General features: G+C 33.9%; 24 protein-coding genes and 1 tRNA gene. 16 read left to right on the forward strand and 9 right to left on the reverse strand.

Annotation, left to right across the window (positions count from 1 at the left end):
• Positions 1-141: 141 nt before the first annotated feature.
• A complete protein-coding gene (locus PLI06_07270) occupies positions 142-558 on the forward strand; it encodes an arsenate reductase ArsC (GenBank protein HOI77392.1) in 417 nt (138 codons plus the stop codon).
• A 120-nt stretch (positions 559-678) separates the two neighbouring features.
• Here the strand turns inward: PLI06_07270 and PLI06_07275 are convergent, their stop codons facing one another.
• A complete protein-coding gene (locus tag PLI06_07275) occupies positions 679-1,320 on the reverse strand; it encodes a TetR/AcrR family transcriptional regulator (protein ID HOI77393.1) in 642 nt (213 codons plus the stop codon).
• A gap of 130 nt (positions 1,321-1,450) precedes the next feature.
• Between PLI06_07275 and PLI06_07280 the strand changes: the two genes are divergently transcribed.
• The 4 genes from PLI06_07280 (at position 1,451) to PLI06_07295 (ending at position 7,645) form a co-directional block, all read left to right on the forward strand.
• Positions 1,451-1,882 (forward strand): nuclear transport factor 2 family protein, encoded by a 432-nt coding sequence (locus tag PLI06_07280; protein HOI77394.1) that lies wholly within the window; start codon positions 1,451-1,453, stop codon positions 1,880-1,882.
• 128 nt (positions 1,883-2,010) lie between these two features.
• Positions 2,011-4,197 carry an MMPL family transporter gene (locus PLI06_07285; protein ID HOI77395.1) on the forward strand — a complete coding sequence of 729 codons (2,187 nt, stop codon included), beginning with the start codon at positions 2,011-2,013 and terminating at the stop codon, positions 4,195-4,197.
• Entirely contained in the window at positions 4,184-5,683 is a 1,500-nt protein-coding gene (locus tag PLI06_07290; GenBank protein HOI77396.1) for a hypothetical protein, read from the forward strand. The genes PLI06_07285 and PLI06_07290 overlap by 14 nt, the downstream gene beginning before the upstream one ends.
• A 21-nt stretch (positions 5,684-5,704) precedes the next feature.
• On the forward strand, positions 5,705-7,645 hold the full coding sequence (locus PLI06_07295) for a hypothetical protein (protein ID HOI77397.1): 1,941 nt from the start codon (positions 5,705-5,707) through the stop codon (positions 7,643-7,645).
• Between the two features lie 169 nt (positions 7,646-7,814).
• Here the strand turns inward: PLI06_07295 and PLI06_07300 are convergent.
• The 7 genes from PLI06_07300 to PLI06_07330 form a co-directional block, all read right to left on the reverse strand.
• Positions 7,815-7,889, reverse strand: a tRNA-Glu gene (locus PLI06_07300).
• A gap of 43 nt (positions 7,890-7,932) precedes the next feature.
• Positions 7,933-8,076 (reverse strand): YHS domain-containing protein, encoded by a 144-nt coding sequence (locus tag PLI06_07305; GenBank protein ID HOI77398.1) that lies wholly within the window; start codon positions 8,074-8,076, stop codon positions 7,933-7,935.
• Between the two features lie 12 nt (positions 8,077-8,088).
• Positions 8,089-10,509 (reverse strand): heavy metal translocating P-type ATPase, encoded by a 2,421-nt coding sequence (locus PLI06_07310; GenBank protein ID HOI77399.1) that lies wholly within the window; start codon positions 10,507-10,509, stop codon positions 8,089-8,091.
• Positions 10,510-10,614: 105 nt separating this feature from the next.
• On the reverse strand, positions 10,615-11,094 hold the full coding sequence (locus PLI06_07315; protein ID HOI77400.1) for a DUF2318 domain-containing protein: 480 nt from the start codon (positions 11,092-11,094) through the stop codon (positions 10,615-10,617).
• Positions 11,095-11,139: 45 nt separating this feature from the next.
• Positions 11,140-12,012: a cation transporter gene (locus tag PLI06_07320; GenBank protein ID HOI77401.1), complete on the reverse strand. Its 873-nt coding sequence runs from the start codon at positions 12,010-12,012 to the stop codon at positions 11,140-11,142.
• Positions 12,013-12,099: 87 nt separating this feature from the next.
• Complete coding sequence (locus tag PLI06_07325; GenBank protein HOI77402.1) at positions 12,100-12,591, reverse strand: MarR family transcriptional regulator; 492 nt, start codon at positions 12,589-12,591, stop codon at positions 12,100-12,102.
• A gap of 157 nt (positions 12,592-12,748) precedes the next feature.
• Positions 12,749-13,246 (reverse strand): hypothetical protein, encoded by a 498-nt coding sequence (locus tag PLI06_07330; GenBank protein ID HOI77403.1) that lies wholly within the window; start codon positions 13,244-13,246, stop codon positions 12,749-12,751.
• A 149-nt stretch (positions 13,247-13,395) separates the two neighbouring features.
• Here PLI06_07330 and wecB point away from each other — a divergent pair, with 149 nt between their 5' ends.
• From wecB to PLI06_07385, 11 genes are all read left to right on the forward strand, one after another.
• On the forward strand, positions 13,396-14,484 hold the full coding sequence (gene wecB / locus PLI06_07335; GenBank protein HOI77404.1) for a UDP-N-acetylglucosamine 2-epimerase (non-hydrolyzing): 1,089 nt from the start codon (positions 13,396-13,398) through the stop codon (positions 14,482-14,484).
• A gap of 45 nt (positions 14,485-14,529) precedes the next feature.
• The gene (locus PLI06_07340) at positions 14,530-15,654 is read left to right on the forward strand and encodes an AI-2E family transporter (GenBank protein ID HOI77405.1); all 1,125 of its coding nucleotides are present in this window, start codon (positions 14,530-14,532) and stop codon (positions 15,652-15,654) included.
• Positions 15,641-16,714 carry a flippase-like domain-containing protein gene (locus PLI06_07345; GenBank protein HOI77406.1) on the forward strand — a complete coding sequence of 358 codons (1,074 nt, stop codon included), beginning with the start codon at positions 15,641-15,643 and terminating at the stop codon, positions 16,712-16,714. Before PLI06_07340 ends, PLI06_07345 begins: the two co-directional genes overlap by 14 nt.
• 65 nt (positions 16,715-16,779) lie before the next feature.
• A complete protein-coding gene (locus PLI06_07350; protein HOI77407.1) occupies positions 16,780-17,229 on the forward strand; it encodes a GNAT family N-acetyltransferase in 450 nt (149 codons plus the stop codon).
• A 68-nt stretch (positions 17,230-17,297) separates the two neighbouring features.
• A complete protein-coding gene (locus tag PLI06_07355) occupies positions 17,298-17,615 on the forward strand; it encodes a hypothetical protein (protein ID HOI77408.1) in 318 nt (105 codons plus the stop codon).
• Positions 17,616-17,661: 46 nt separating this feature from the next.
• Positions 17,662-18,786 (forward strand): DNA double-strand break repair nuclease NurA, encoded by a 1,125-nt coding sequence (locus PLI06_07360; GenBank protein HOI77409.1) that lies wholly within the window; start codon positions 17,662-17,664, stop codon positions 18,784-18,786.
• A gap of 11 nt (positions 18,787-18,797) precedes the next feature.
• Positions 18,798-20,327: an ATP-binding protein gene (locus tag PLI06_07365; protein ID HOI77410.1), complete on the forward strand. Its 1,530-nt coding sequence runs from the start codon at positions 18,798-18,800 to the stop codon at positions 20,325-20,327.
• On the forward strand, positions 20,324-21,580 hold the full coding sequence (locus tag PLI06_07370; GenBank protein HOI77411.1) for a DNA repair exonuclease: 1,257 nt from the start codon (positions 20,324-20,326) through the stop codon (positions 21,578-21,580). The genes PLI06_07365 and PLI06_07370 overlap by 4 nt, the downstream gene beginning before the upstream one ends.
• Positions 21,561-24,116, forward strand: coding sequence for an SMC family ATPase (locus tag PLI06_07375; protein ID HOI77412.1), 2,556 nt, complete (start codon positions 21,561-21,563; stop codon positions 24,114-24,116). Before PLI06_07370 ends, PLI06_07375 begins: the two co-directional genes overlap by 20 nt.
• Before the next feature lie 51 nt (positions 24,117-24,167).
• Positions 24,168-24,449 (forward strand): ferritin family protein, encoded by a 282-nt coding sequence (locus tag PLI06_07380; protein ID HOI77413.1) that lies wholly within the window; start codon positions 24,168-24,170, stop codon positions 24,447-24,449.
• An 89-nt stretch (positions 24,450-24,538) separates the two neighbouring features.
• Complete coding sequence (locus PLI06_07385) at positions 24,539-25,009, forward strand: MGMT family protein (GenBank protein HOI77414.1); 471 nt, start codon at positions 24,539-24,541, stop codon at positions 25,007-25,009.
• On the opposite strand, the gene PLI06_07390 is transcribed toward PLI06_07385, so the two are convergent.
• Positions 25,006-26,001, reverse strand: a 996-nt coding sequence (locus tag PLI06_07390; GenBank protein ID HOI77415.1) for a DNA polymerase IV, incomplete at its 5' end; no start/stop codon positions are given. The two genes, PLI06_07385 and PLI06_07390, sit on opposite strands and share 4 nt — an antisense overlap.

Genomic DNA, 26,001 nt, shown 5'->3' on the forward strand with positions numbered 1-26,001 from the left:
TTTTCAAATGAATTACATGAAATTTTAAAAATTCTTTTGTATCTTCTGAATCTAGCCATCTCTTATCTAAATTCTGTTGTGTTTAAGCTTTTTTCTATCTTTGATAAAAATCTTTAAATATTTTTGGGACTAAGTAGCTATATGAAAAAAAGAATATTATTCATATGCACCCACAATGCAAATAGGTCTCAGATTGCCGAAGGATTTGTAAATAATCTTTATTCAGATAACTATGAAGCATACAGTGCAGGTATGCAACCTACCGAGATTAATCCAATTTCAATTGAAATAATGAAGGAAATTGGAATTGATATTTCCAAATACAAATCAAAAGGAATTGAAGATTTTCTGGATAAAGAATTTGAATATGTGGTAATGCTTTGTGACTCCTCAGTAGGATGCCCATTTTTTCCAGGAGGAAAGGAATACATTCATATGAATTTTGAGGATCCTTCTATTTTCAAAGGAAATGAAGAAGATATAATGGCTTCATACAGAAAACTTAGGGATGAAATAGGAAAATGGATAAAGGACACTTTTATTGATTCCAACAACTAAATAATTAATCCCTACATTAGGGCCATGGTCCTTTCTGTTATTTCTGAGGCCGAAGAAGTACTTAATAAATAATTATTATATCTTTATTTTTATTATTATTCTTATCTCATATACCCTTACTTAAAGTACAATATTAGGGCTATCACTTTTATATACAGAGATTAGATCGATTATCATATCCGTCAGCATATTGGCCAAAGATTCATCAGTATCTGTAACAGCAAAAAGACTGACATGTCTATGGATAGTTGCGTCAACAAGTTGGACTATAAATTTTGAAAAGGATGTATCAATGTTAATTCCAGATATATGATTGGCGACGAGCTTTACAAATAAGTTTGCAACTTCATCGTTATACATTTCATATTTATCTAGGGCGTATGGTCCGCCCTCTGGATTTGCTAGATATATCATTTCTAGAGCAAGATTAAGATTTCTATTTCTTCTGTGGATATCTATTGAAAAAAGAGTGTTTTTATAGATAAATTCTCGTATATCCTCAATATCCTCAGGGAGCTTCATCTGCCCTGTTTCTATGGGGTACTCTTGCAGCATTATTTTGGCTTCTTCATCTGCAAGACCCTTGATTAATGAAATCTTGCCATCGGGGTAGTATTTGTAGAGTAGAGCTATGCTTACCCCTGCCTTTTTTGCGATTTCTTTTGTAGTGATGTCGTAGTAGACATTCTTCTCTAATAAATCCTTAGTAGCATCAAGCAAAGCTTTCTTTTTTTGCTCTTTATCACGGTTCCAATTCTTCATAGTAGTACCCATTCAATTCACTTCAAAGTATGAAAATTGGTATATAAATCTAGTACCGAAATCTTTATAAGTAAGTGGTACTAACTTAATAAGTAAGTAGTACTAACTTATAGTATAGGAAGGTGATAAAATGGTTGAGCTACTCGGGTTTAAATATAAACAATGTGATGCCATGAATGAAACATATTGTAAAATTATGGAGAACTATATCGATGCTTACAATAAATTTGATATTGATAGGATGATCTTAGATGTAGACAGAGACATAAAATTTCAAAATATTACAAATAATAATATTGACATGGAAATCAATGGCATTGAAAACTTTAAAGATCAGGCGATAAAGAGCAAGCATCTGTTTAAGGAAAGAGAACAAAAGATCATCAACATGGAATTTACTGGTAATCAGGTAAAAGTTGACATTAATTATCATGGCATATTGGCATCTGATTTGCCAAATGGACTAAAAGCCGGGGATAAGATTGAACTTAAAGGAGTATCTATTTTCATATTCAATGACAATAAAATCGTTGAAATATTAACTGCCCTAAATGCAGATTAGCGAATTTAGAAGCTGAGAGTTCAGTTGAGAAGGTACGTTGCCCAAAATGCGGTGCCATATTTCCTTTAACAAATTAAGATGTTTCCCATAAATTGGATATTAAGATAAATGAAAATTAGGTCAATTATATGAAACAATTAAAAAAAATTACTTTTGAAAAATGGGCAGTAACTCAATACAGATATTCTAAACTCATCGTAATTGTAATGTTAGTTCTAACTGTATTTTTCGCTGCCCAGTCACTTAATCTTAATATTGAATCTAATTTAATGAACGAAATTCCACAAAATTTTGATGTTGTAAAGACTCAACAGCTAATCACAAATGAGTTTGGTGCAGAAGAAGCCATAATTATTCTTTTAGAAACTAATCTTGATGAAGTTTCAGATATAAGAAACAAACAATCATTGGAAAGTATATATAGGTTGGAGCAGAGATTAAAATCTCGTCCAGAAATATTGGATACTATAGGTCCTGGAAAGGTATATTACTCTATATTTGGAGAAATACCCGATAATGAAACCTCTTTGAAAGATGTTGCAGAAACTATCCCCCAATTAATCTCAAGTGATCATTCTACAGCGATTGTTTTTGTCAGGACCACAAGCTTTGTCTATGATCAAGCAAGCATTAAGTCGATAGTTAAAATAGTTGAGGAAGAAGTAGAAAAAGAAAATCTTTATGGCCTAAATTATAAGATTACTGGGACCCCAATTCTATTAAAATCTATGGTAGAGATTTTGCAACAAGATATAATAAAAACTACCCTTCTTGCATTGCTTACTATATTTATACTTCTAACTGCTGTTTTTAATTTAAAATCATTTTTTGTTATTGCCCCCACAATTATAGGTATTATTTGGACTACAGGACAGCTATCAATGTTGGGAGTCCCAATAGGTGTGGTCACAGGATCTTTTGGAGCTATTATTATCGGTCTTGGAACTGAATATGGAATCTTTATGATGTCTAGGTACAGAGATGAAGCAAAAAAGAGAGTATCGAATGAGAAAAGGGTAGTTGCAATGATTGCTGATGTTGGAAAAGGTACTTTTGAATCAAGTACAACTACTATTGCAGGATTTGTCGCTTTGACCTTTTCTTCTATGCCTTCAATGATTCATCTAGGTCAAATCCTTTCATTAGGCATACTTAACTGTTTAATCGGGGCTTTTTTCTTTTTACCATGCCTAATGGCTTTAAAGGAATGGAATGTTGGTGGAATTGAAATAAAAAATAAAAAATTAGGTAATAAAATTACTAGATTTTCTGATTTACAGGCAAAAAAACCAAAATCATTCTTACTAGTAGGAATTGTTCTAACACTACTGATCGCATCTGGTGTGAGTTATATCAAAGTAGTAGAAGAAACAGAAGAGAGCACATTGCCAGTAAATAGCGAAGTAATGTTGGCGTTCAACACATTAAAAGATAAATTTCAAAGATATGACTCAATGTTAGTTCTAATAAACTCAGAAAATGTACTCTCTTCAAATGTACTAAAAGAGACATATCTATTAAATAATCAGTTGATTAATGTTTATGGTATAGAAGGTTCTTCTTTCAATTTAGACCTTGAAGATATATATCTCCCAAAAGAAGATTTGAAGAAAAGGCTTGAAGTCTCGGATAGTCTAGGGTATCTTATTCTAAGATTGGACGTTTCTAAGGGTGCTGATCAGTTGCAAGTTTATGATGATGTTAAAAGTGTATTAACTATGACACCCCTTCAGGTTCGTTTAGGCGGAACATTGGTAATGATTAGAGAATTAACTGACCTTGTTATGCCAGAGATGTCAAAACTCTCACTAATAGGGCTAGTTGGAATCCTTGCCTGTGTAATGCTGAGTTTGAGGTCAATTCGCTATGGCCTCGTACCTATCATATTAGTCGCACTTGGCATCACTTGGATGATGGGTATAGCAGGTTTTATGGGTATAACCATAGATTCGGGCCTTATTGGAATTATATCGATGACAGCAGGAATTGGGGACGATTTTGCTATTCAGACAATAAATAGATTTAGGCATGTGAAAAGTTCTGGGCTAGTTGAAAGAATGACAAATACATTTGAGGGTATTGTTGAACCAGTAATACTCTCTTCAGTTGTGGCCGGACTTGGTTTTATTGCTATTCTTAGTGCTACTCTTAGCTCTTTAGATGTTGTAGGGATATTACTCTTTGTCGGAGTATTCAGCTGTGCGGGGATTACACTTTTGTTTTTACCACCCTTTTTGATAGTCCAAGAAAAAGTATTTCAAGATACAAAATATTTAATCAAGAAAAAAATGGAGGTTTATAATGAAAAAAATTAGTATATTTTTAATCGGAGTTTTTTTAATTAGTGTTTTTGCGCCAAGCGCTAATGCAGGTACAGATGCTGTAATTTATTCGGGTTACCTTTATGATAACGAATTTATTTTTGTTGGGCCCTATGCTGTGGCACTTACAGACTATAAGAACACTATAGCCTCGTTTATGGTCCTAGAAGGAACAGCTCCTGTTAGTCCTTTGGGTGTTTATATATCTGAAGGGGAATCACTCAAAGCAAATGATATAACCATAAATCTAATTGACGTTTCAAAAGTTGGGGTCAATGTAATAATCAAAGGGCCAGTAGGATACAAAATCGGCAGAAGCCAGTATGAATTTGTTATAAATGAGGTAAAAACAAATCCCTTAAGAGTAGAACCTGGAGAGGCCTTTGATCTAGAAATTTTGCTTTCTAATGAAGGCTCAATGAAAGCCTATACCGTGAAAGCGAGTTTGACTGTTCCACCTGCAGGCACAATAGTTCCTTTTATGCCTGAGAATACTTCTGATTCCATTTATATAGGAGATTTTGAAGCGGGTACAGAACATTTGCTTTCGTTCAAGCTCAGAGCAAACGAAAAAATAACAGCCGGAAATTATCCAATGACTCTTGTACTTTACTTCTATGATGGAACAACTCCCTATCCAAGACCATATACAATCCAGTTTGGTCTTCGAGTGAGTGGAAGAACAGAATTAATGGTAGTTAATTTCTCTTCTGCTCCAGAAACTATAAGGCCTGGAAATGAAAATGTGAAGATAAAAGTAAATCTAGCAAATCAGGGCACTGAAGGTGCAAAATATGTTAAAGCTTATCTTGATCTAGAAGAGCCTTTTTCATTATCAAAATCTTATGAGAGCTCATACAATCTAGGGACACTTTTAGGTGGGCAGGGAAAGGATGCAGAGTTTTTGATAAATGTTGACAAAGAAGCAAAGAAAATGACCTACATGGTACCAATAATTGTTGAATACAGAGACTCTTCAAATAATCTCCTAAAAGAAGAGTTTGAATTGAACTTGGATGTAAAAGGAAAGCCGGAACTTGAAATAACTGAATATCGCCTTGTTCCAGAAACAGTAAGGGCAGGGGGAAGTGCAAAGATCTACCTAACAGTAGTAAACAAGGGAGAAGAGAAGGCTGAATCAATAATTTTTGAAGCGATTGAAAGGTCAGAGCAACCATTTGACTTCACATCAAAAAATGATTATATTGGTGTTCTTGAACCAGGGCAGAAAGCAGAAGTTGTATTGGCCACAGATATAAAATCAATAGCAGAGGAAAAGACATACCAACTAAATCTAAGAATTAGGGCAGTCGGTGACAAAGAAAAGCAGGATCTAAGTGTCTATCTATTTCAAAAGAACATTGATGTTCCTGTCCATAAGTCTGGTGGTAATTTCTATATTGGCCTTATTATTGGGGTGGTAGTTATTCTTTTAATAGCTGGATACTATACATACGATAAGCGCCTAAAGAAAAAATAAAGAATCGATATCGGTGTATACATGAAAAGGGGCCTAATATTACTTTCAATTATTTTTATTTCTATATTCTTACCTTCTAATGTTAGCTCCTCTTCCGTACCGAGAGATGATTTCTTTTTTGACGGAGATACAGTAAAATCTATGATAGTTGTTGGTGAAACAGCAACCTCAAAAGACATCATATCTGCTTCTAAACTTGCTTTTCTTATAGCCAACAGACACACTGAGAGAATTGAGAATACAATATATGAGGAATACAAAGTTTCTTTAAAAAATCTAAATGCAAGCGACACGATAAGAATAGACCCCGCTAATGCTACAGTGAATTCAGTTAGGGTGGCAGACGGATTAAAATCACTTTGGTGGGATGATGGATACAAGTACTCATCATTTTTGTACCCTTATGGGGATGGTGACAAGGCATTTGATTATAACGAAACGCATGAAGAGAGTATAATAAAGCTATCAGATATTGAGGTCCCTGATGATCACTGCCTTGACTTTAACATGTCCGACATCATTTATAGAGTAACATATATCCGTACGCCTTTCCAAAGGAAAGTTTTTGCTGGATGTGGCGGCCCTCTTTATGATATACCCTATAACTCTTACAAAATCAGATTATTTGAAAGGGAGTACCCAATTATTAATAACGGTGTTTACCATTCTAAAGATCAAAATATAAGTTACTTCATTTATGGAATTCCTATCTATTCTCCCGAAACTATATTTAAGGTAGGAGATACCAGAGTATTTGGATGGTACACTGTAACGCTTCTAGATATTCACAGCCCTACAACTGAAGAAACATCCAAGGATGACAAGTTTAAAGTTAAAAGCGGCGAAAACTTTTCAGGAGAGTATAAAGTTTACCTCAGAGTGTCTGATTTCACCGGGAAAAGCAATGACTTTCTTATGTTAATGGACGCTAATAGTTCAAGGTGCTGTACCTGTGTGGGGCTTTGTGACCCTAAAGGAGGGTGCGGCTCATTTACAACCGTTCCAACAAGGCAATACGAGAACGATCCATACTTCTTATTTGAGAAGGGAACAAGAGACATTGATGGCCATGAAGAGACCATCTGGACTGTGCCAGTTTTCTATATTGATGGAATAAAAGTTTTTGAGGGTGCAGATAATAGCTTACTTGCAGAGTTTGATGTTTATTCGCTAAAAGATTATGGTGCAATTGAAGAAACGCCTTGTTGCATGCCATTTGTTACATATCCAAATGACTATAATCTTACCATATCTAATCTTTGGGAAGATATTATTGCGTTGGGCGTTGACCTTAACGGCGATGGAAATCTATCCCCTGAAGAGCAGCAGATCCCTGTATTTGAAACTCCTGGAGAAGAATGCAATGCTTCAATTAAAATTCCATTTTTCGCTCCCGCCTATGTAAATCCAGGAAAAGATGGAAAATATGGGACATGTGATGATTTTCTTGATTTAAATCCATTGCATCCAAGATTTAAGAAGTGCACCTATGACACAATCAATGTAATATTGTGTGATAAAATAGACCTAACATGCTGTGACCCTCAGACTTTTTATGGTCCAAAGAACTATTTCAAAATAGACATACTTGACTCAAACTACAAGCAGAAAGATGGCAATGGTATTGAGCTTGAAGTAAGCCAGAGAAAGTCAAAATTGTATTTGTATTACGATTCAACAGTTAAGATTGAGCCCGCCTCACTTATAAAAAGAGACATTGATGTTACAGGCGAAGATAAGGCAAAGAAGAACTTAATCCTAATTGGAAATGAAGAAAGTAATCTAATAATAAAGGAGCTATACGATTCAGGCATGTCAAAAGTAGTATGGTCAAGATCATTTGGACAGCGGGAATATATAATAAATGTATTCTACGAGAACAATGTTTTAATAGTTGGTGGAAGAAACGGCGAGGCAACAAATAAGGCTCTAGAAGACCTTATGGGTTTACTGTTTGTTTGATTGCCAGAACATCTTGGTTCTAGAAGAAACAAATTTAATAAAGCTTTTTTCTTTCTTTTTCTGACTTTTTTGATATAGTATTATTTATTTGTTGTTAATCTTATTCAACAAAGTTTTTTTCAGAATTTTTTGACCTTTTTCAGCCGGGGGATTTCAACTGCTGTAAAAGTGCCCCGTACGGGATTTGAACCCGTGCCACGGCCTCGAAAGGGCCGCATTCTTGACCGGACTAGACTAACGGGGCTTAACAAACCATTTTTATAAATACTTATAAAACTTTTGGTTATTTAATTCAAGTATTTTTCTGGATTCAGATCAAAACTCTTCTTGCACCCGGGGGCACAAAAGTAATATGTTTTGCCTTTATAGTCACTCTTAAACTTCGCAGTTTTTTCATCAACTGTCATTTTACAAACTGGATCAATAGCCAAAATATCCCTCCTCTAATTTTTTCCTGGATTAAATCTTTTTAGCATGAGTGAAAGTGTTACAACTGTAACAGAACTCATAGCCATAGCAAAACCTGCAAACTCAGGCCTTAAAGTAATCCCAAAAGTTGGGTACAAAATACCTGCTGCAACGGGTATGAGCGCAGTATTATAAGCAAATGCCCAAAAAAGATTCTGTTTAATCCTTTGCATAACTTTCCTACTTAACTTAATGGCAGACACAACATCTCTTATATCATTCTTAACTAGAACTATATCTCCACTTTCTATTGCAACATCAGTTCCGCTGCCAATTGCTATACCTACATCTGCTTGAGCTAGAGCGGGCGCATCATTTATGCCATCTCCAACAAAGGCTACAATTTCCCCATTATTTTGGAGCCTTTTGACTTCTTTGGCCTTATCTTCTGGAAGGACTTCTGCAAGTATGTTCTTTATTGACAAAACTTTGCCTATTGCAGAAGCAGTACGTTTGTTGTCTCCTGTAATCATGTACACCTTAATTCCAGAATCCATCAGTTTTTTAATAGACTCCTTAGAAGTTTCCTTTAGAGTGTCTGCAATTCCAATTACCCCTGAAAGCTTGTTTTCAATTGATATTAAAACTGCGGTCTTCCCTTCATTTTCAAGCTTTGTTATTTGTTCTTCAATTTCATTTATAATTGAAATTTTCTTCTCATTGAAAAGAGTTCTATTTCCAATTATTACTTCTTTTCCCGAAACAGTTGCCTTTACTCCTTTTCCTCCGAAGGTATCAAAATTTTTACTTCCTGATAGCCCAATACCGTTTTCTTCAGCTCTTTTGACTATTGCATTTGCTAAAGGATGGTCTGAATTTTTTTCTACACTTGCAGTTATCCTGAGAAGTTGATCTTTGTCTATACCAAATGCGAGTATATCTGTGACATCTGGCTTACCTTTGGTTAAAGTTCCAGTTTTATCAAACAAGACTGCAGTTAACTTCTCTGAAAGCTGCAAAGCATCTCCATTTTTAATTAGAATTCCTAAATCTGCTCCTTTTCCAATGCCGACTGTAATTGCAGTTGGAGTTGCAAGCCCAAGAGCACAGGGGCATGCGATAACAAGAATTGAAATTAAACTTGTTATTGCAAATAAGAATGTACTGTTAAAGATATAATACCAGCTTACAAAAGATATTGCAGCAATTGCTAAAACTGTAGGTATAAAGTAACTTACAGCCTTATCTGCAATTTTTTGTATTTCGGGTTTGGACCCTTGAGCTTCTTCTACTAGCTTTATTATCTGAGAAAGCACCGTATCCTTCCCGACCTTTGTGGCCCTAAAATTTAGAATACTATTCTTATTTATAGTTGCGCCAATTAGTTTACTTCCCTTTTCCTTGAAAACAGGGATAGGCTCTCCAGATATCATTGATTCATCAACATAGCTTTGTCCGGAAATAGTCTCTCCATCAACAGGAATTTTTTCTCCAGGTTTTACTATAACTATATCCCCAACAATAACATCTTCTATTGAAATATCTACTTCTTTCCCATCTCGAATAACTGTAGCACTCTTTGCCTGTAGTCCCATCAATCTTTTTATAGATTCAGAAGTCTTTCCTTTTGCCCTCTCTTCAAGAAATCTGCCTAAGGTTAAAAATGTAGCAAGCATCACAGCAGCTTCATAGAACATGAACTCACTGCCCAATAAAACATTGAAAGTACCAAGAATACTTGAAAAAAAGGCAACTCCAATACCCATAGAGTACATAACGTCCATGTTCAGGTTCCTATTCTTAAGTGACCTGTAAGCCGCATTAAATATGGGGTAACTTAAGTATATGAAAGCTGGCAGGGCTATTAAAAACATTAGAAATGACATTGATATGCCATGCGGTAGCATAACCATTGGGGCGTACATTAATCCCATCAATATAGCAGAGACTACTGCACCAACAATTATCCTGTGTTTCTTATTTTTCTGATTTTCTTCTAGTTTAAGCTCCTCCAAGGCTTCGCCTTCAACTCCCAGATATTGATAGCCTGATTCTTCTATTGCTTTTTTCATATCGGATATTGAAACAACTTTGGGATTAAATGTCACATACACTTTCTCAGAGGATACATTCACGTTGACTTCCACAACACCGTCTAATCTTCCCAAAGCACTTTCAATTGAGTTGGCACACATAACACATGTCATTCCACCAACTTTTAGAATAGCTTTTTCATTTATCACATCGTAGCCCGCATCCTTTACAGCACTGTCAAGGTCATTAATCTTCAGTATTTTTGGGTCATATTCTACAGATGCTATTTCCCTTGCAAGATTAACTTCTGCCTTAGAAACTCCATCTAAATCTAGAAGAGATTTCTCTATAGTTGTCGCGCATGTCGCGCATGTCATGCCAGTTACTTTAATCTCTGCTTTTTTAGTTTCTTTCCCCAACATTTTATTCCCTCGTAATACTTATCATTGTTAAAAGTATTTATATCTATTTAGTAATAATTATTTAGAGCGATACCTATTAATAATAAAGTAAAAAATTAAAATTTATTAAAATCTCCACTTGCCGTTTTCTAAATTTTGTCTGCTAATTTTTAGATAATCGCCTTCTATTGTCGCAGGCAAGTATCCTGGCCAGCATCCACCGCTTGCTTTATTTTCTGTTCCGATTCCCCCTATGGCAAACTTTAGTCCACAATTGTTACAGACCATATCACTTCCTAATTGCCTATAGCCTTTCTTTTCTGGATAGCATACGTCACATGCGTCAAAAGCAACCTTTATTCTCCCATCAGATGCTTTAACGGCAAAGTACGAAATTGTTTTATTGTCAATTTCATATTTGTACCACTTGGCCTTTTCAGTTATTTCGGATAGAGGTATACTAATTTGATTAATCTGTGTTTGTACGCTAGACTTACTATCGGTATTTGCACTAACCTCTTTTGCAGAATTACATCCAGAAAATAAAACTAGTGAAATAAAAAAGGATGTAATTATCAAAGATTTAAGCATAATTATTTTTTTCATATATTCACCTTTTATCATATTACTGAATCTTTCAAAAAATTACTTTCACCTGCAGAATGCACATCCGGATGTCGAGTTGTTAGTTGAAGGGGTGATTGAGGAATTATCCTTCAAAGAGGTTTCGTTTAATACTGTCGCAGGATACTCTCTAAAAACTGCGAGATTCAATATTTCTATTTTAGTAGTTCTCCCAGAATCGTATTTAACAGCAAATGTATTCGGTGTGCTATATTTAACTTCTTGGACTCCGTTGATACTCTTTAGTTCCTCCGATATCAAGGGAGCATGACCTGAACATGGTATATTAACTTTTAAAGTGATGAATTCAACTGTGCCTACTGTTGTCTGATCTCGTCCAGTTGAAGCAGAAACATTTGCAAGCATCGGGAAAACTATCAAAAATAATGTCAAATTTATTCCAACTGTTGAACCATATGTTATTGAAACATACTTCCATTTTCTCTTTAATCCATTCATAGATAGAAGTTCGTTATTTTTCAAGTATAGTACTACTGAAATAGTTGCAAATCCAAGAGATAGTGCAACAAGCCCGTAGAAAAAGTATCTGCTCATTAAAAGAGGTCTAAAAAACTGCATGAGTAAAGATACACCAAGTACTGATCCAACAATGAATCCTATGCAACCAATGTGAGGAATAATTCCATAAACCAGAGCTTTTAGAATATTATTTGATTTCTTTTTTTTAGAATTTAGTCCAGTCGAATAACCTAGATTTTCTATCTCAATTTGAATTTTTTCTAAAGTTATGATGTCTGAATTAAACTCTATAATGGCATTATTGTCCAACAGATTGACTTTAACACTTTTTACCCCTTTTAGCGATGATACTTTGTCTTTAATAGAGTGTACACAGCTTTTACAATGCATCTCTTCTATTTTTATTGTTGTTTTTTCCATAGCTTTACCTCCTATTGATTTTAGCTATAGAAAAAATTGTAATGAAACTCTTTATTAGGCATTGTTTGAAACTAGTTTCGGATAGTTTCAGTGTTTCAATATAACAACGTTAGTCATGCCACGTCTTCTTCGCTCTATTATTCCTCTTCCTTCCAGTTTGTCTAAAATTCTAGTTACTTTTACCTTGTTAAAGTTTGTTTCGTCTGTAAGGCCAGATTGGAAAATAGTGCCGTTTGCATCTATAATCCTTTCTAATACTGTTTTTTCCTCATCATTTAAGGTTTTCATGATTTTTTCATAAGCTTCTTTTTTAATGGATGCATCCTTTATTTCTCCTTTAGCCGGGTTTCTTTCTTCTTTTCCAAAAAAGATAAGATAGATCCCTATTATAACTACAAAGCTCATTATAGCGATGCTGACATTGGTCTGAAAATCAATTGTTCCCCACATAGGACATGATGACCCGTGTTCACATGACGTATTTACTATTTCTGTCATCGCTCGGTTAAAGGAGAAAATAATAAATCCCATTAATAGAGCCACAAAAATTATCAGAACGCCTACTATTCTATTTCTCATACTACTGATGAATAAAATTAGATTATAAATATAATTACAATTAAAAATTACCAAAAACAGCGAAAGGCATATATAGAATAAAAAAGAAAAAATGTCGAGGGAGAACTTAGAGTCTCCAATGGAATTTTCGACTCATAAGATTCTTCCTCAAATTATTTTAACAGTTTGTGCAACTACTGGTGTAACAGCACGAGCATGAACTTGGGCAGTACCAGTCATAGTAGCAGTATCCATTACATGTGCAGTTATACTTGTAGTATCCACATGAACAATATGAAGTATATGTTGTAATCTTGGGAGTTTTATGCTCACAGTTGTAAAGCTGATCCTCTAACGATTTCACCCGAGTTTCATAGTTGTCAACAACCTTTTGTTTCAAATCAACGTTTCTTTGGGCAGAATCGTACTGAGATTTAAGAGATCTAACCTCCGACTCAAGGTCTGTTATTTTCTTATTTTTATCTGATAGCTGTGATTCTAACAAAGATATTTTATTATCAAGTCCAATCTTCTCAGTAAGCAAAACATTGTACTGAGTTCCTTGTCCCGTGTCTGAAAGTGAACGATACAAGAAAAAGAAGTTTCCTATTATTGATACTAATAAAAGCACTGCAAGTACTGCAGATAAAACTTTCAATCCATCGCCATTACTCATAGCATACCTCCTTGTTATAATTTAATTATTACACTATAAATAAAGATGAAACAATATATAAAAGTTTAGATGAAATAATAGTAAAACCGTTTCATATTTTGAAAAAGTCAAATCAAAACTTTTAAAAGCATAATTTTTAATCATTTCTTATGAAAATACTCTCAATAGTGGGTGCAAGACCTAACTTCATGAAAATAAAGCCCATTTATGAAGAGCTTAAAAAAAGAAAAATAGATCAGGCCCTCGTGCATACAGGTCAACACTATGATGAGAACATGAACAGGGTTTTTTTTGAAGATTTAGAACTGCCAAAACCTGATGTTTTTCTAGGTATAGGTTCTGGAACGCATGGAGTTCAGACAGGCACTATGATGTCACGAATAGAGGAAGTATTACGTCTAGAAAAGCCTGATTTGACAGTTGTTGTAGGGGATGTAAATTCTACACTTGCCGGTGCGATATCTTCTATTAAAATGCAGATTCCTGTGGCTCATGTGGAATCTGGATATCGTTCATTTGATATGAGGATGCCGGAAGAAATTAACCGGATACTTGTTGACAGAATATCTCAGTTTTTATTCGCACCCACAGAAGATGCAGTAAATAATTTGATATCTGAAGGGGCAGATAAAAAAAGGATATTTTTCGTTGGAAATGTAATGGTTGAGACATTGTTATCCCATCTCCAAAAATCAAAAAAATCCAATATTCTAAAGAATTTATCTTTAGAATCTGAAACTTATGGGCTAATGACTATTCATAGGGCTGAAAATACAGCCGATCCCGAAAAACTTATTGAATTATTCGCTTCTTTAGCTAAGATTGGCCATAAGATTATTGTTCCCCTCCACCCACGAACAAAAAAAGTTTTGGAAGAACTTGGGCATCTAAAGAAACTTGGAGCAAATATAGAAATAATTGAGCCGCTAGGTTATCTTGACTTTTTATGGTTGATGTCGAACTCAAAATTTGTGATGACTGATTCTGGAGGAATTCAAGAAGAGGCCTTAATGCTGGATATACCTTGCATTACCCTTAGGGAAAATACTGAAAGAATAGTTACTCTAAAAAATGGTGCAAATATCCTTGTCGGAACAGATACATTAAAATTAACTTCTGCGTTACAAGAAATCCCAAAAAGAAAGAAAATATATCCAAAACCTCCGCTATGGGACGATAAAGTTTCAAAAAGAATTGCCGATTCAATACTTGCTAATCCTGAACTTTTCGCCCTTTAAATTTATATACCCCTATACTATTTATAATTAAAAAGAGACGATGCTATGGAAGAAATAGAGTATAAAATTGCAATTGCCTCAATATTCACATTCTTTCTTATAATTGCAGCACTTACTCTTTTTCCTCTTGTAGATGCGCTAATTGTAACATTTGTACTAGTTTACCTTATGAGGCCAATTAACATTGTATTGATTAAATACATGAGCAAAACATATGCAGCAATACTTTCGGCCATAATAATCATAATACCTACTTTTTTACTTTTCTTTTATCTTGCAGCTGCAACTATCAATTATGTTATCAAAGAAAAAATTTTTGAGAAATTAATGATGATATTTAATGACCTGGATACCTATTCCAAGAATTTATTCATCTCATTTCTTAACTACTATGGCATAGAATATTCAAATGACCTTGACAAGATTGCAAATATATTAACTGCAAAATTACATGAACTAATATCTTATATCTCTGAAGAAATAATTGACCTTACAATTCATATACCTGAATTTGCAATGAAACTTTTGCTTGCATCAATACTTGCATTGTACCTATTAAAAGAAGGCGGAACTATTAAAAATACATTTGTTACTTTGTTACCCGAAAATAAAAAGAAGACAATCTCATCCCTTCTCCACGGGATTGACATTGTTTTTGAAAGTATTATCCTCGTTAATATTTTAAAAGCAATTTTCACTACAATAATTAGTTACTTTATCTTTTTAATATTTGGAATACCTTACCCCTTACTTCTGGCCATCATGTCTGGTTTTATGGATTTTGCGCCAATATTGGGCCCTTGGATGTTATTTTCAGGAATTGCTGTCGTCTACATAATGAAAGGGCAGGCAATGACCGGAATTTATGTTTTTATCCTAGGTCAGGTATTAGTAACTATAATACCTGAACTTTACATCAAGCCAAAACTTGCAGGAAAATACGCCAAAATACATCCAATGATATTTTTATTTGGATTCTTTGGAGGACTTTTAGCCTTTGGAGCAATAGGAATCTTTGTAGGCCCAATAGCAATTGGAATTGTGATGGTATTCATTAAATACTATCTGTTGGGCAAAGAAATCGAAAGGAAAAATTCTTTTGTTGATAAAGTGCTAACCCAAGTAGACAAGATGATAAAGTTTGAGGGAACTAAAAATGGTAAACTATAAGACCATTCTACCTTTTACCGCAGGAATAATATTAATACTAATTTTTGTTCAATTTGTAGGCTATAATGAATTCATTACTTTGATAAAGAGTGCTAATCCGTTATATTTAGGCCTTGCAGTTGTATTCCAATTGCTTAATTTAATTTTTGAGGCCTATAAATGGAAACCTCTTCTTGAATCCTTAAAGCCAAAAGTTTCTATGAGAAATGTATTTGTTGCAACAATGGTTGGTGTTTTCTTCAATAATATTACTCCTAGCGCTAAAACAGGGGGGGAGCCCATGAAGACATTCCTTATTTCTAAGGAAGAGAATATCAGCCCAATTGAAAATGTTTTTGCCACAGTCACTGCAGATAGGTTTGTAGAATCCCTGCCTTTTTTCGTTCTAGCGATATTCTCTGTGATGTATGTTAATCTTTTCTATAGTGTAAGGTGGGCTACGATTGCTTTATTGTCATTTGTAATCATTATCTATATATTTGTACTTTTGGTAGCTACTTACGTTTGTTTCAACAAAGAAGCTGGTGAAAAAGTCGTTTTTAAGTTTTTAAGAATACTAGGAAAATTTTCTAAGAGAATTAATAAATATGAAGATCTAGCGGTATCGATGGTAGAAAATTTCCATCAACAATTTCAACTAATTCTAAGAAGTAGAAAAGTTTTGTATAGGTCTATTGCCGCATCAGTAGTAATGTGGACCTGCTGGATACTTAGAACATATTTTGTCTTTTTAGCACTTGGGAAACCTTTGAACCCATTGCTTGTTGCACTTGTATCTACAATAAGCCTTCTCATGGGATTGCTTCCGTTACTGCCTGGAGGTCTTGGAGTTGTAGAAGTAACAATGACAGTTTTATATGCCTCGCTAAAAGTGGGGAAAAATATTGCTCTTACAGCAACAATTTTAGACAGGATCCTTTCATTTTGGCTTGTTTTAATTTTCGCTGGAATTATTACTTCTTATACTCTGCCAAAGCTCAAGCCTATGAAATCCGAAGCTAAAAGTAGAATGATAAGCCATAATGAAGAAAATGAGTCAAATAAACAGATTAATATTTAAATAGAACCGATAATTATAAATTAATTTTATATACTTTAAATATTAAATTTGATAAGGTGAATTCGTTGAGGGTTAGAGAAGCTTCGTTTAGAGACAGATATAATATATATGATCTTATTGATAGTTTGCACAATGTGCCCCTAAAGTCTCCTGATGAAATTGCTAATTTTAATAAAATACTTACTGAATATATCAAAAATCCGAACATAAAAATATTTGTTGCCGAAGAGAATTTACTTGACAGTGTTGAAATTTGTGGGTTCTTATCTCTTTTCGTTAAACCAATACTGTTTTACAGTTACAACGTATGTCATATTGAAGACATTGTCATAAAAGATGAGTACAAGGGAAAAGGTGTTGGGGCAGAACTTTTAGAAGCTGCAATTAACTATGGAAAACGGGTCAAATGTAAGTACATAACAGTATCCATTGAGGGTGGAGACCCCATGACAAAGAAATTCTACAAAGCATGCGGGTTTGCTGAAAACTCTCTTGAAATGAAATACTATTTATAATTTTTTCCCTATTTTAATTTTATACGAAAATTATTTATTTTGATGCATTTTAGATGTTCTGTGATTTAATGAATAAAGAGATAAAAAGATTTGATATCGGTTCAGTCGCCAAAATGTTTTTCTTTATTGGGCTAATTGTAGGTTTAATTGCAGGTATAGTCTTTGCAATTGCTTTTGTAATTACTGGAGTATTTGGCTCCCAACTATATCCTGATGTGTACGCTAGTATCCCGCCTAATACAGGTGCACTAGTTGCTTTAATAGGAATAGTAGCTTTTCCAATAATATATGCCATTTTAGGAGCAATTTCGGGGATAATATTTGCCGGATTTTACAATATTATCGCTAGAGCAGTCGGTGGCATTAAGGCAGAATTCATAGAATAATTTTAGAAGATAGTTTTTTATATTCAGTTTTCATTTTTAAAATAAGATGAATATAGAAATAATAAAAGATATTATTAATCTAATAAAGAGTGAAGAAAACTATAACCGTGATGTCCTGGAAGGTGAGGAACCCCAGTTTAGTGATAAAAGATATTCTCCCTTTCCTTTAAGCAAAAGCAATGTGAGAGAATTTAAGCAATGTGATCCAAATAGAAAGGTCACCTATATAGATGGAGGAAACATTGAGTTGCTTTCGTCACCTTCTGTTTACTTGGGACTTGTCAGGATATACTTTAACATATTTAAAAATAATAAAATTATCATTCCAAATAGTTTATCTCAAAAATTTGAGTTTTATGTATTTGGCAAAGCGATAGGCAAAGGAAAAGACATTAATTTTAATTTCAAACTATTTCCCTTTTCAAAAGATTACGGAGTTGATATCGAAGAGGCAGATAAGACCATAAACTCTCACGACCCCACAATATCAAATAGAAATTTCAGAGCTGAGTTGGGGTCTGTTTGTGGAGTTGCAAGACGATTTCTTGAATGGAAAATTTCTGAACTAATAATCCAAAAAGAGCTTGAAAAAGGCGATATCTTGGTAAGAGACGGTTCTCTACAAACAGCCATTACAGGAGAACATAACTATTCTAAAAAAGCCTATGAGGCCGCATCTGAAAAAGAAGTCACTTTTTGTGGGATTGCTAAAAGGTCTAGACTTTACACTTCAAAAGGGAGATCATTACCATACGCAATACGGCTCTTGGGAAATAAAATGTGCCCTAAGAAAGTATGGTACTATCATCCTGTAGCAGAAATAAACCATCCCGACCATAATGCAGAAATGTATTTTGTGAAATTTCACCCTTCATCAAGGTACACTTTTAGATTTGAAATAGAAAAGAATAGAGCAAAAGCATTGGGAAGAGAAGGAGTTGAGGAAGTCTTGGGAACAATAGCTTCTAACTCTGTTGACCTTAGATTTCCGGGTTACCCCTACGGGTTAGTTGATGCAGATTATATTGCTAGGATTAGGGGCGATGAAAAAGAAACACATAAGGCGCTTTTCTTGTCTCTTTGTGATGATGAGGAAATTCTAAAATTTATTGATGAAAATATCAGCGTTGAGGACGCTCATGATGTTCTCGATAGTTTACAGTGGATGTAGGAGTTGTTAAATTGGACGTTGTAGGAAAAATTGTATCAGGTGATTTTAGCGGGATAATAATCAGGCAGAAAACAGGAGTTGACATAGAACTGGGTGAATTACTCGTCGCAAGGGAGGGCAACGGATATTTCATACTGCAGGTTTTTGATATATCTTATGGATCACAAATACCCGAAAGAATTAGAAGTTTAGCGGCAGGTTTAAAGTTAGAGGAAGTCTCGAACCTATCTTTTTTAGATAGTGAGCTTTCTAATTTTATTCTTATTATTCTAAAGCCCATCCTTTTTGTCACTCCAAACCGTTATCATCTGCCAAAAAAACTTCCTAAGTTTTTTTCTGCAGTTGAAAGGATAAAAGAAGAAGATCTAAAATTCCTTGAAAAGCCGAATAGGCCACTCTACTTTGGGAAAATAAGAAGTGGTTCGAGAGTTCTAGACATTGATGTATTCCTTAGGGGAGATGATGTTATTACCCACCATATGTTAATCTCGGCTTCTACAGGCAAGGGAAAATCCAATCTTGTTAAAGTCCTTACCTATAATTTGTTGAACGAAACTTATGCTGGTTTACTAGTCATTGATCCTCATGATGAATACTATGGGAGGACAAAAAAAGGATTAAAGGATCATCCCAACGCTAGAAATAAACTTATCTACTATTCCACAAATCCACCTCCTGGTGCAAGTACTCTTATCCTTGATTTAAAAACAATTAAACCTTGGCACCTCACAGGCATAGTATCTTTGACAGAAGCCCAAATAGAATGTATTTATCTATTTTATAATAGGGATAAAGAAAACTGGATAGAAAATATCGTACTTGCAGAGAGAGAAGAGGGGGTTTCTGCGGTAACACTTGATGTTCTTAAAAGAAAATTCAACAATGTGTTTGGGATATCTTCAGAAGATGGACAAATTTCTTTTAGAAGCAGTTTATTCTCAAATAACAGTGGCGTTACTACAATAAAGAATGTAGTTGATAATCTAGAAAATGGAAAAACAGTTATTATCGATACCTCAAAACTTGGGGGGGAAGTAGAACTTTTAATTGGGGGGATATTTGCCGAGGGTATTTTTTCTCGGTATCGTGATTTGAGTTCTAAAGGACATCTTCAAAATAAACCATGTGTTAGTATAATAATTGAAGAGGCACCAAGGGTACTTGGTAAAGAGGTACTTGATAAAGGAGCAAACATTTTTGGGACGATTGCAAGAGAAGGAAGAAAATTCAGAGTAGGCATTGTAGCCATAACTCAACTTCCAAGCCTTATACCAAAGGAGATACTTGCAAATATGAATACAAAAATAATTATGGGAACTGAAATGTCGAATGAGAGAAGCGCATTAATAGAAAGCTCACCACAAGATATATCTGAAGAATCAAGAAACATTGCTAGTCTTGACATAGGAGAAGCACTCCTAACATCCACATTTTCTAAATTAGCAATACCTTTGAAAATACCTCTTTTTGAAGACATCTTCAAAGACGATATAACATTTGTAAAAGATAGAACTACCGTTAGAGGGGTCGACTTAGAGTGAAATTTTCGCATATGGCCGATCTTCATTTGGGAGGCTGGAGAGAAGATACTTTAAGAGAAATCGGAATAAAAACATTTGAAAAAGCCATCGATATATCTATTCAGGAAAATGTTGACTTTATATTGATTTCCGGAGACCTTTTTGATTCTTCCAACCCTACAATTGATGTTATGGCAAAAGCTGCAAAGAAATTATACGAGCTTAAGGTAAAAGAAATACCGGTCTATGTTATTGAAGGTTCCCACGATTTTTCCCCTACAGGCAGAACAATACTAAAAGTCTTTCATGAAGCAGGACTTCTAAAAAGAGTTACTTCTGGAGAGCAGACAAAAGAAAAACTAATCTTGAAAGGAGTTGTAGATGAAAAAACAAAAATTAAGCTTTATGGTATATCGGGAATTAGAGGTAGTCTAGAGAAGGCCACATACACTTTACTGGATAGAAAGGATCTAGAAAATCAAGAGGGGCAAAAAATATTCTTATTTCATTCCGCTATACAAGAGCTAAAACCAGATAATCTTTACCAAATGGAATCAATGCCAATTTCTTTGCTTCCTAAAGGATTCTTTTATTATGCAGGTGGGCATATTCATGAGAAAGGGGAATTTGAAATCGGTGACTACAAGAACATCGTATTTCCGGGAGCATTATTCCCTAATAATATTGATGAACTTTTATCTTTCAAAATGGGCGGATTTTACTTAGTTGATTATAATAATGGGATTCTAAACAAAAAATATATTCCAATAAAAGTTGCGCCAGTTATTCTTTTAGAAATCAATTTGGAAGGAACCCATACAATTAATGTTGAAGAGAAAGTCAGACAGGCAGCTGATAAAAATGTTTTAAAAGATAGCATAGTTGTCCTAAAGTTTAAGGGAAAAATTGAGGGCAGTCTTTCTGATATTAATTTCAAAAAGATCAATTTATATCTAGAAAATAAAGGTGTACTTTTAGTAAAAAGAGATACAAGAGAAATTAAAGCCAAAGAGTTTAAGGAAATAAAAAATTCTTCATTAACAAAAGAAAAACTTGAGGAAGATGTGATAGTCCGACATAAAGATCAGATTAAAATTAAAGATTGTCAAACAGAAACAGTTTCTTTTGTGAAGACTTTTATGAATATTCTATCAAGGGAGAAAAAAGAAGGCGAAAAAAAAGATGATTATAACAAAGGAATTCTTAGCGAGTCCATAGAGTATCTTTCAAAAAATAATCTTCTGGAGGATTTGGATGAAACTTCTCTCACTTGAAATGCTTAATATAAGAAGTTACCAGCATCAAAAAATAGATTTTCCAGAAGGATCATTTTTATTGTCAGGGGATATTGGATTTGGCAAATCAACTATACTATTATCAATAGAGTTTGCACTTTTTGGTTTGGGAGATATTTTGGCTTCTTCCCTCCTTAGGCGGGGTGAGCGAGAGGGAATGGTCCGTTTAGAATTTGAATTAGCGGGAAAGGAAATAATAGTTGGGAGAAGTCTACAAAAAAAAGGGGATGCAATCTCACAGACAACTGGTTATATTTCAATTGATGGTAACAGAAAAGAAATGACGCCCAGCGAACTTAAAGTAGAAATACTCTCTTTATTGGGATACCCCAAAGAATTGTCCTCAAAACAAAAAAATCCGATTTATAGGTACACAGTTTACACTCCTCAGGAGGAAATGAAACAAATTCTATTATCTAAGAGAGATGATAGAATGGAGATACTTAGGAGGATCTTTGGGGTTGACAGATATAAGACAATAAGGGACAATTCTAACAATCTAAGGCTTGAACTTAAAAGAAATGCATCAAGTTATGACCTTCTATCAAAAGGATTAAATGAGAAAAATGAGGAGCTTAAAATTATTTCTGGGAAAAAAGAGAAACTAACTAGTCATGTAGCAGAAATAAAAAAATCTTTAGAAGATTTCAGGATAAAAGAAATTGCAACTATAAAAAAATCTGAAGAAATAGAAGAAAAATTTACACAATTTCAATCTATTTCAAAAGAAGTTGCGGCTAAAGAAGGAGAATTAAAAACTTATGATCAAAATCTATCTAGTCTTGAAATAAAGATTAAACAGATTCTAACAGGCAAAGAAGAAATTGATATTGAAAAGGAAATTTCTTATATTGAGAATGATATTAAAATTATTTTAGACAATCTTAAAAAATCTAAAGAGAAAAAGGAGAAGCTTAATAATTGTAAAATTATTGCCGGGAAGCTTGAAGTTGAATTATCACAAAAAAAAGAATCACTTGATAAGATATCTAAAGAAATAAAATCGAAGAAAGATTCCATTTCTTCTCTAAAAGATATCTATGATAGAACTATCGATGAAATAAGAAATGAAATATCTGGGATACAAAAAAATATTGAGGATATATACCAAAGAAAAGAAGGAATTAACACAGAAATCGATAGCTTGTTGAAATCTAAGGAAAGATACAATACGAAGATCTCTGAATATAAAGAACAAAATTCAATAGTTATGGGAAGTCTAAGATCTCTTGAATCTGATTTATCCTCATTATGTACTCTAAAAGGCGTTGGATTGTGCCCCCTGTGCAAACAGAATATTTCTGAGGGCCACAGACAGAATGAGATAAAAAGAATTGAGAAAGAGAAAAATGACTTCAATATTACTTTAAATGAAACAATTAAACTAATTAAAAAAGTAGAGAGTAAGTTAAAAGAAATTGATACTGAGATAGATTATAAGTCCAAAAACCTAATTGCTTCTGAAAAAGATAAAATAATAAAACTTGAGCATTTAATCAAAGAAACAGATTCATTTACCATTCTATCAAAGGAGCTTAATAGTTTAAATTCTCAACTTTCCCCTTTAGAAGAATTAATTAATAATAAATCTCAGGAACAAAAACAAATTCTAGCTGAAATAGAAATACTCGCCCCAATTGAATCGGAGATAAATGAACTTGAGAAAAGAAAAGATTCTAATCTTGAACTTATTGGCAAATACAGAGAAGCTTTGAATATTAAGAAAGATATAGAAATTTTAAATGATAAAAAGAATAATCTATTGAGGGCCATAATTAATCTAAAAGAGAAATTAAAACAATTTTTAGGCATAGATGCTGAAAAACAGGCAATTTTTCAAAAATTAAAAGAAATAACTGAGGAAAAAATCAAAAAAGAGAGAGAAGAAGCAGAGAAATTAAAAGAGATTGAACTCCTCGGAAACGATCTCCTTAGAGTCAGTAAAGAAATCGACGAAAAGAAAAAATACCTCCGTATAAGAGAGAAACTTCAAAGAATTGCCAATTGGCTTGATGATTATTTCATTAGTTTAATGGAAACAATGGAAAAAGAGTTTATGGAATCTCTTAGAATGCAGTTTGAATCTTACTTCTCCAAATGGCTTGAAAATCTGCTAGAAGGCGATGAGATAGAAGTTTCAATAGATGAGGATTTCACCCCAGTTTTGAGGCAAGAAGGTTTTGACGCGGACTATGAGTCTCTCTCAGGAGGAGAAAGAACTTCTGTTGCACTTGCCTATAGACTTGCGTTAAACAGGATAATAAATAATCTAGTTGATGAAATAAAAACACAAGATATTATAATTCTTGACGAACCAACAGATGGATTTTCAAGAAAGCAGATGGACAGAGTACGGGATGTTCTCGATATGCTTGGTATGAATCAAGTAATAATAGTCTCTCATGAGCCAGAAATTGAAAGCTATGTTGACCACGTATTAAGAGTTACAAAAAGAGACGGAGTATCAAGAGTTGAGGATCAAGGCGCTTTTTCTAAAACTACCGTTGACCTTTGATATTTCAAAAACGATATAAAGCTAAAAAATTATTAAATCATGGGTGTATATATGCTTTCGAATATACCAATAAATCTTGATAAAGTAAAAAAAGAAGAGATAGATAAGGAGATTTTAAGGGCGGGAATTATAGCCGAGCTAGATGCAATAAATTTATATGAACAACTTGCAGGTATGACTACAAATAAAAATATAAAAATGCTTTTCTTAGATATCGCAAAAGAGGAAAAGACTCACGTGGGGGAATTCCAAACTCTTTTGCTGACCTTGGATAAACAACAAGCACAAGAGTTAGAAAAAGGGAAAAAGGAAGTTGAAGAGTTAATTAAATAATCTCAAAGGATATTATGCAGTGTTTTTATAATATAGAAGTCTCTAGTTTGGGAACTTTTGGATTGGTCTGGAGAGTAGAAAATACTAAAATGAAAATTATAAGAATTTTTTTACCTACGGATAAAAATATTCTAGTTTCTAAATTAAGAGATGAATACAGCTTGGCCAAAAGATCTAATTCTTTCGAAAAAATAACGTTGGAGGTAACGAGGTTTATTTCTGGGGAGAACATCAAATTTGATCTTGGGCTTCTAGATTTTGATATATGCACTGATTTTGAGAAAAAAGTATTAATAGCAGAGTATAATATCCCAAGAGGCCATGTAAGCACTTATTCAAGAATTGCAAAAAAAATTGGTACGCCTAAAGGTGCAAGGGCAGTAGGGAATGCGTTGGCCAACAACCCTTTTCCTTTAATAATACCGTGTCATCGTGCAATAAGATCCGATGGAACTCTGGGCGGATTCCAAGGGGGTTTCGAGATGAAAAAAAAGTTATTAGAAAATGAAGGCGTAGTTTTATCTAACGGTAAGGTAAGTATGGATAAAATTTATTACTAAAATTCATCTAGAGTCTTCTGGCTTTTAGAGAACTCTAAGTTTGAAATTCTTATTCCAACTCTCCTAAGTTTTTTATCAGGATTCTCTTCAAAGTATTTTTCAAGTAGGCGTTTAGAAATTGAAACAACTTTCTGAATATCCTTAGTTTGTGCTATTGTTTCACTTTTTGTTTGAGTTTTTAAGTCAGTATCAATAGTTATTAGTGATACAGTCCTAAATGATACATTATTTTTTATTATTCGCTGCTGCATATCCGTTGATAACCCAAGTATCTTATCAAAAATTATATCTTTATCGTTTGTATCTGCTTTTAAAGTTCCTATTCTTGAAAGTTGTTTTTTCTCTCTTGGTTCAACTGGTGTCTCATCTATACCTAAGGATTTATCATGAAGTAGTCTGGCTTTATTCTTGCCAAATATTTCTTCAAGCTCTATTAAATCGTATGAGCCCAGATCACTTGCAGTTTCAATACCAAGATCATTTAGAGATTTAGTTGTTTTACCACCAATCCCATGTAATTTAGAGACTTTTAGATTCTCTAGAAATGGTATTATTTCTCTTTCCTCAACAACAGTCAATCCATTTGGTTTTTGAAAGTCAGATGCCATCTTGGCAACAAATTTATTAGAGGATATACCAACTGACGCAGTCAAACCCTCTTGAGAAGTTATTTTTTCTTTTATTGTGTTTGCTATTTCAATCGCCTTATCTAAATCTCCGTCTGTCCTTTCCGTAACATCTAGGTAGGCTTCATCTATACTGACTTGTTCCATTATGTCTGATTCATCTTCCATTAAATCCATTATCCTATCCGATACTTCTCTATAATAATCCATGTCGACAGGTAAGAATGCGACATCTTTGCCTTTTGCAATCCTCTTTGCAATTATTATGGGCATTCCAGCCTTGATACCCAACTCTCTAGCCTTGTAATTTGATGTGCTCACAGCACCGCTATCCTCAGTCCTGCCAGAATAAACGCATATAACTAC

This window comes from Methanofastidiosum sp., from assembly GCA_035362715.1.
Lineage (GTDB): Archaea > Methanobacteriota_B > Thermococci > Methanofastidiosales > Methanofastidiosaceae > Methanofastidiosum.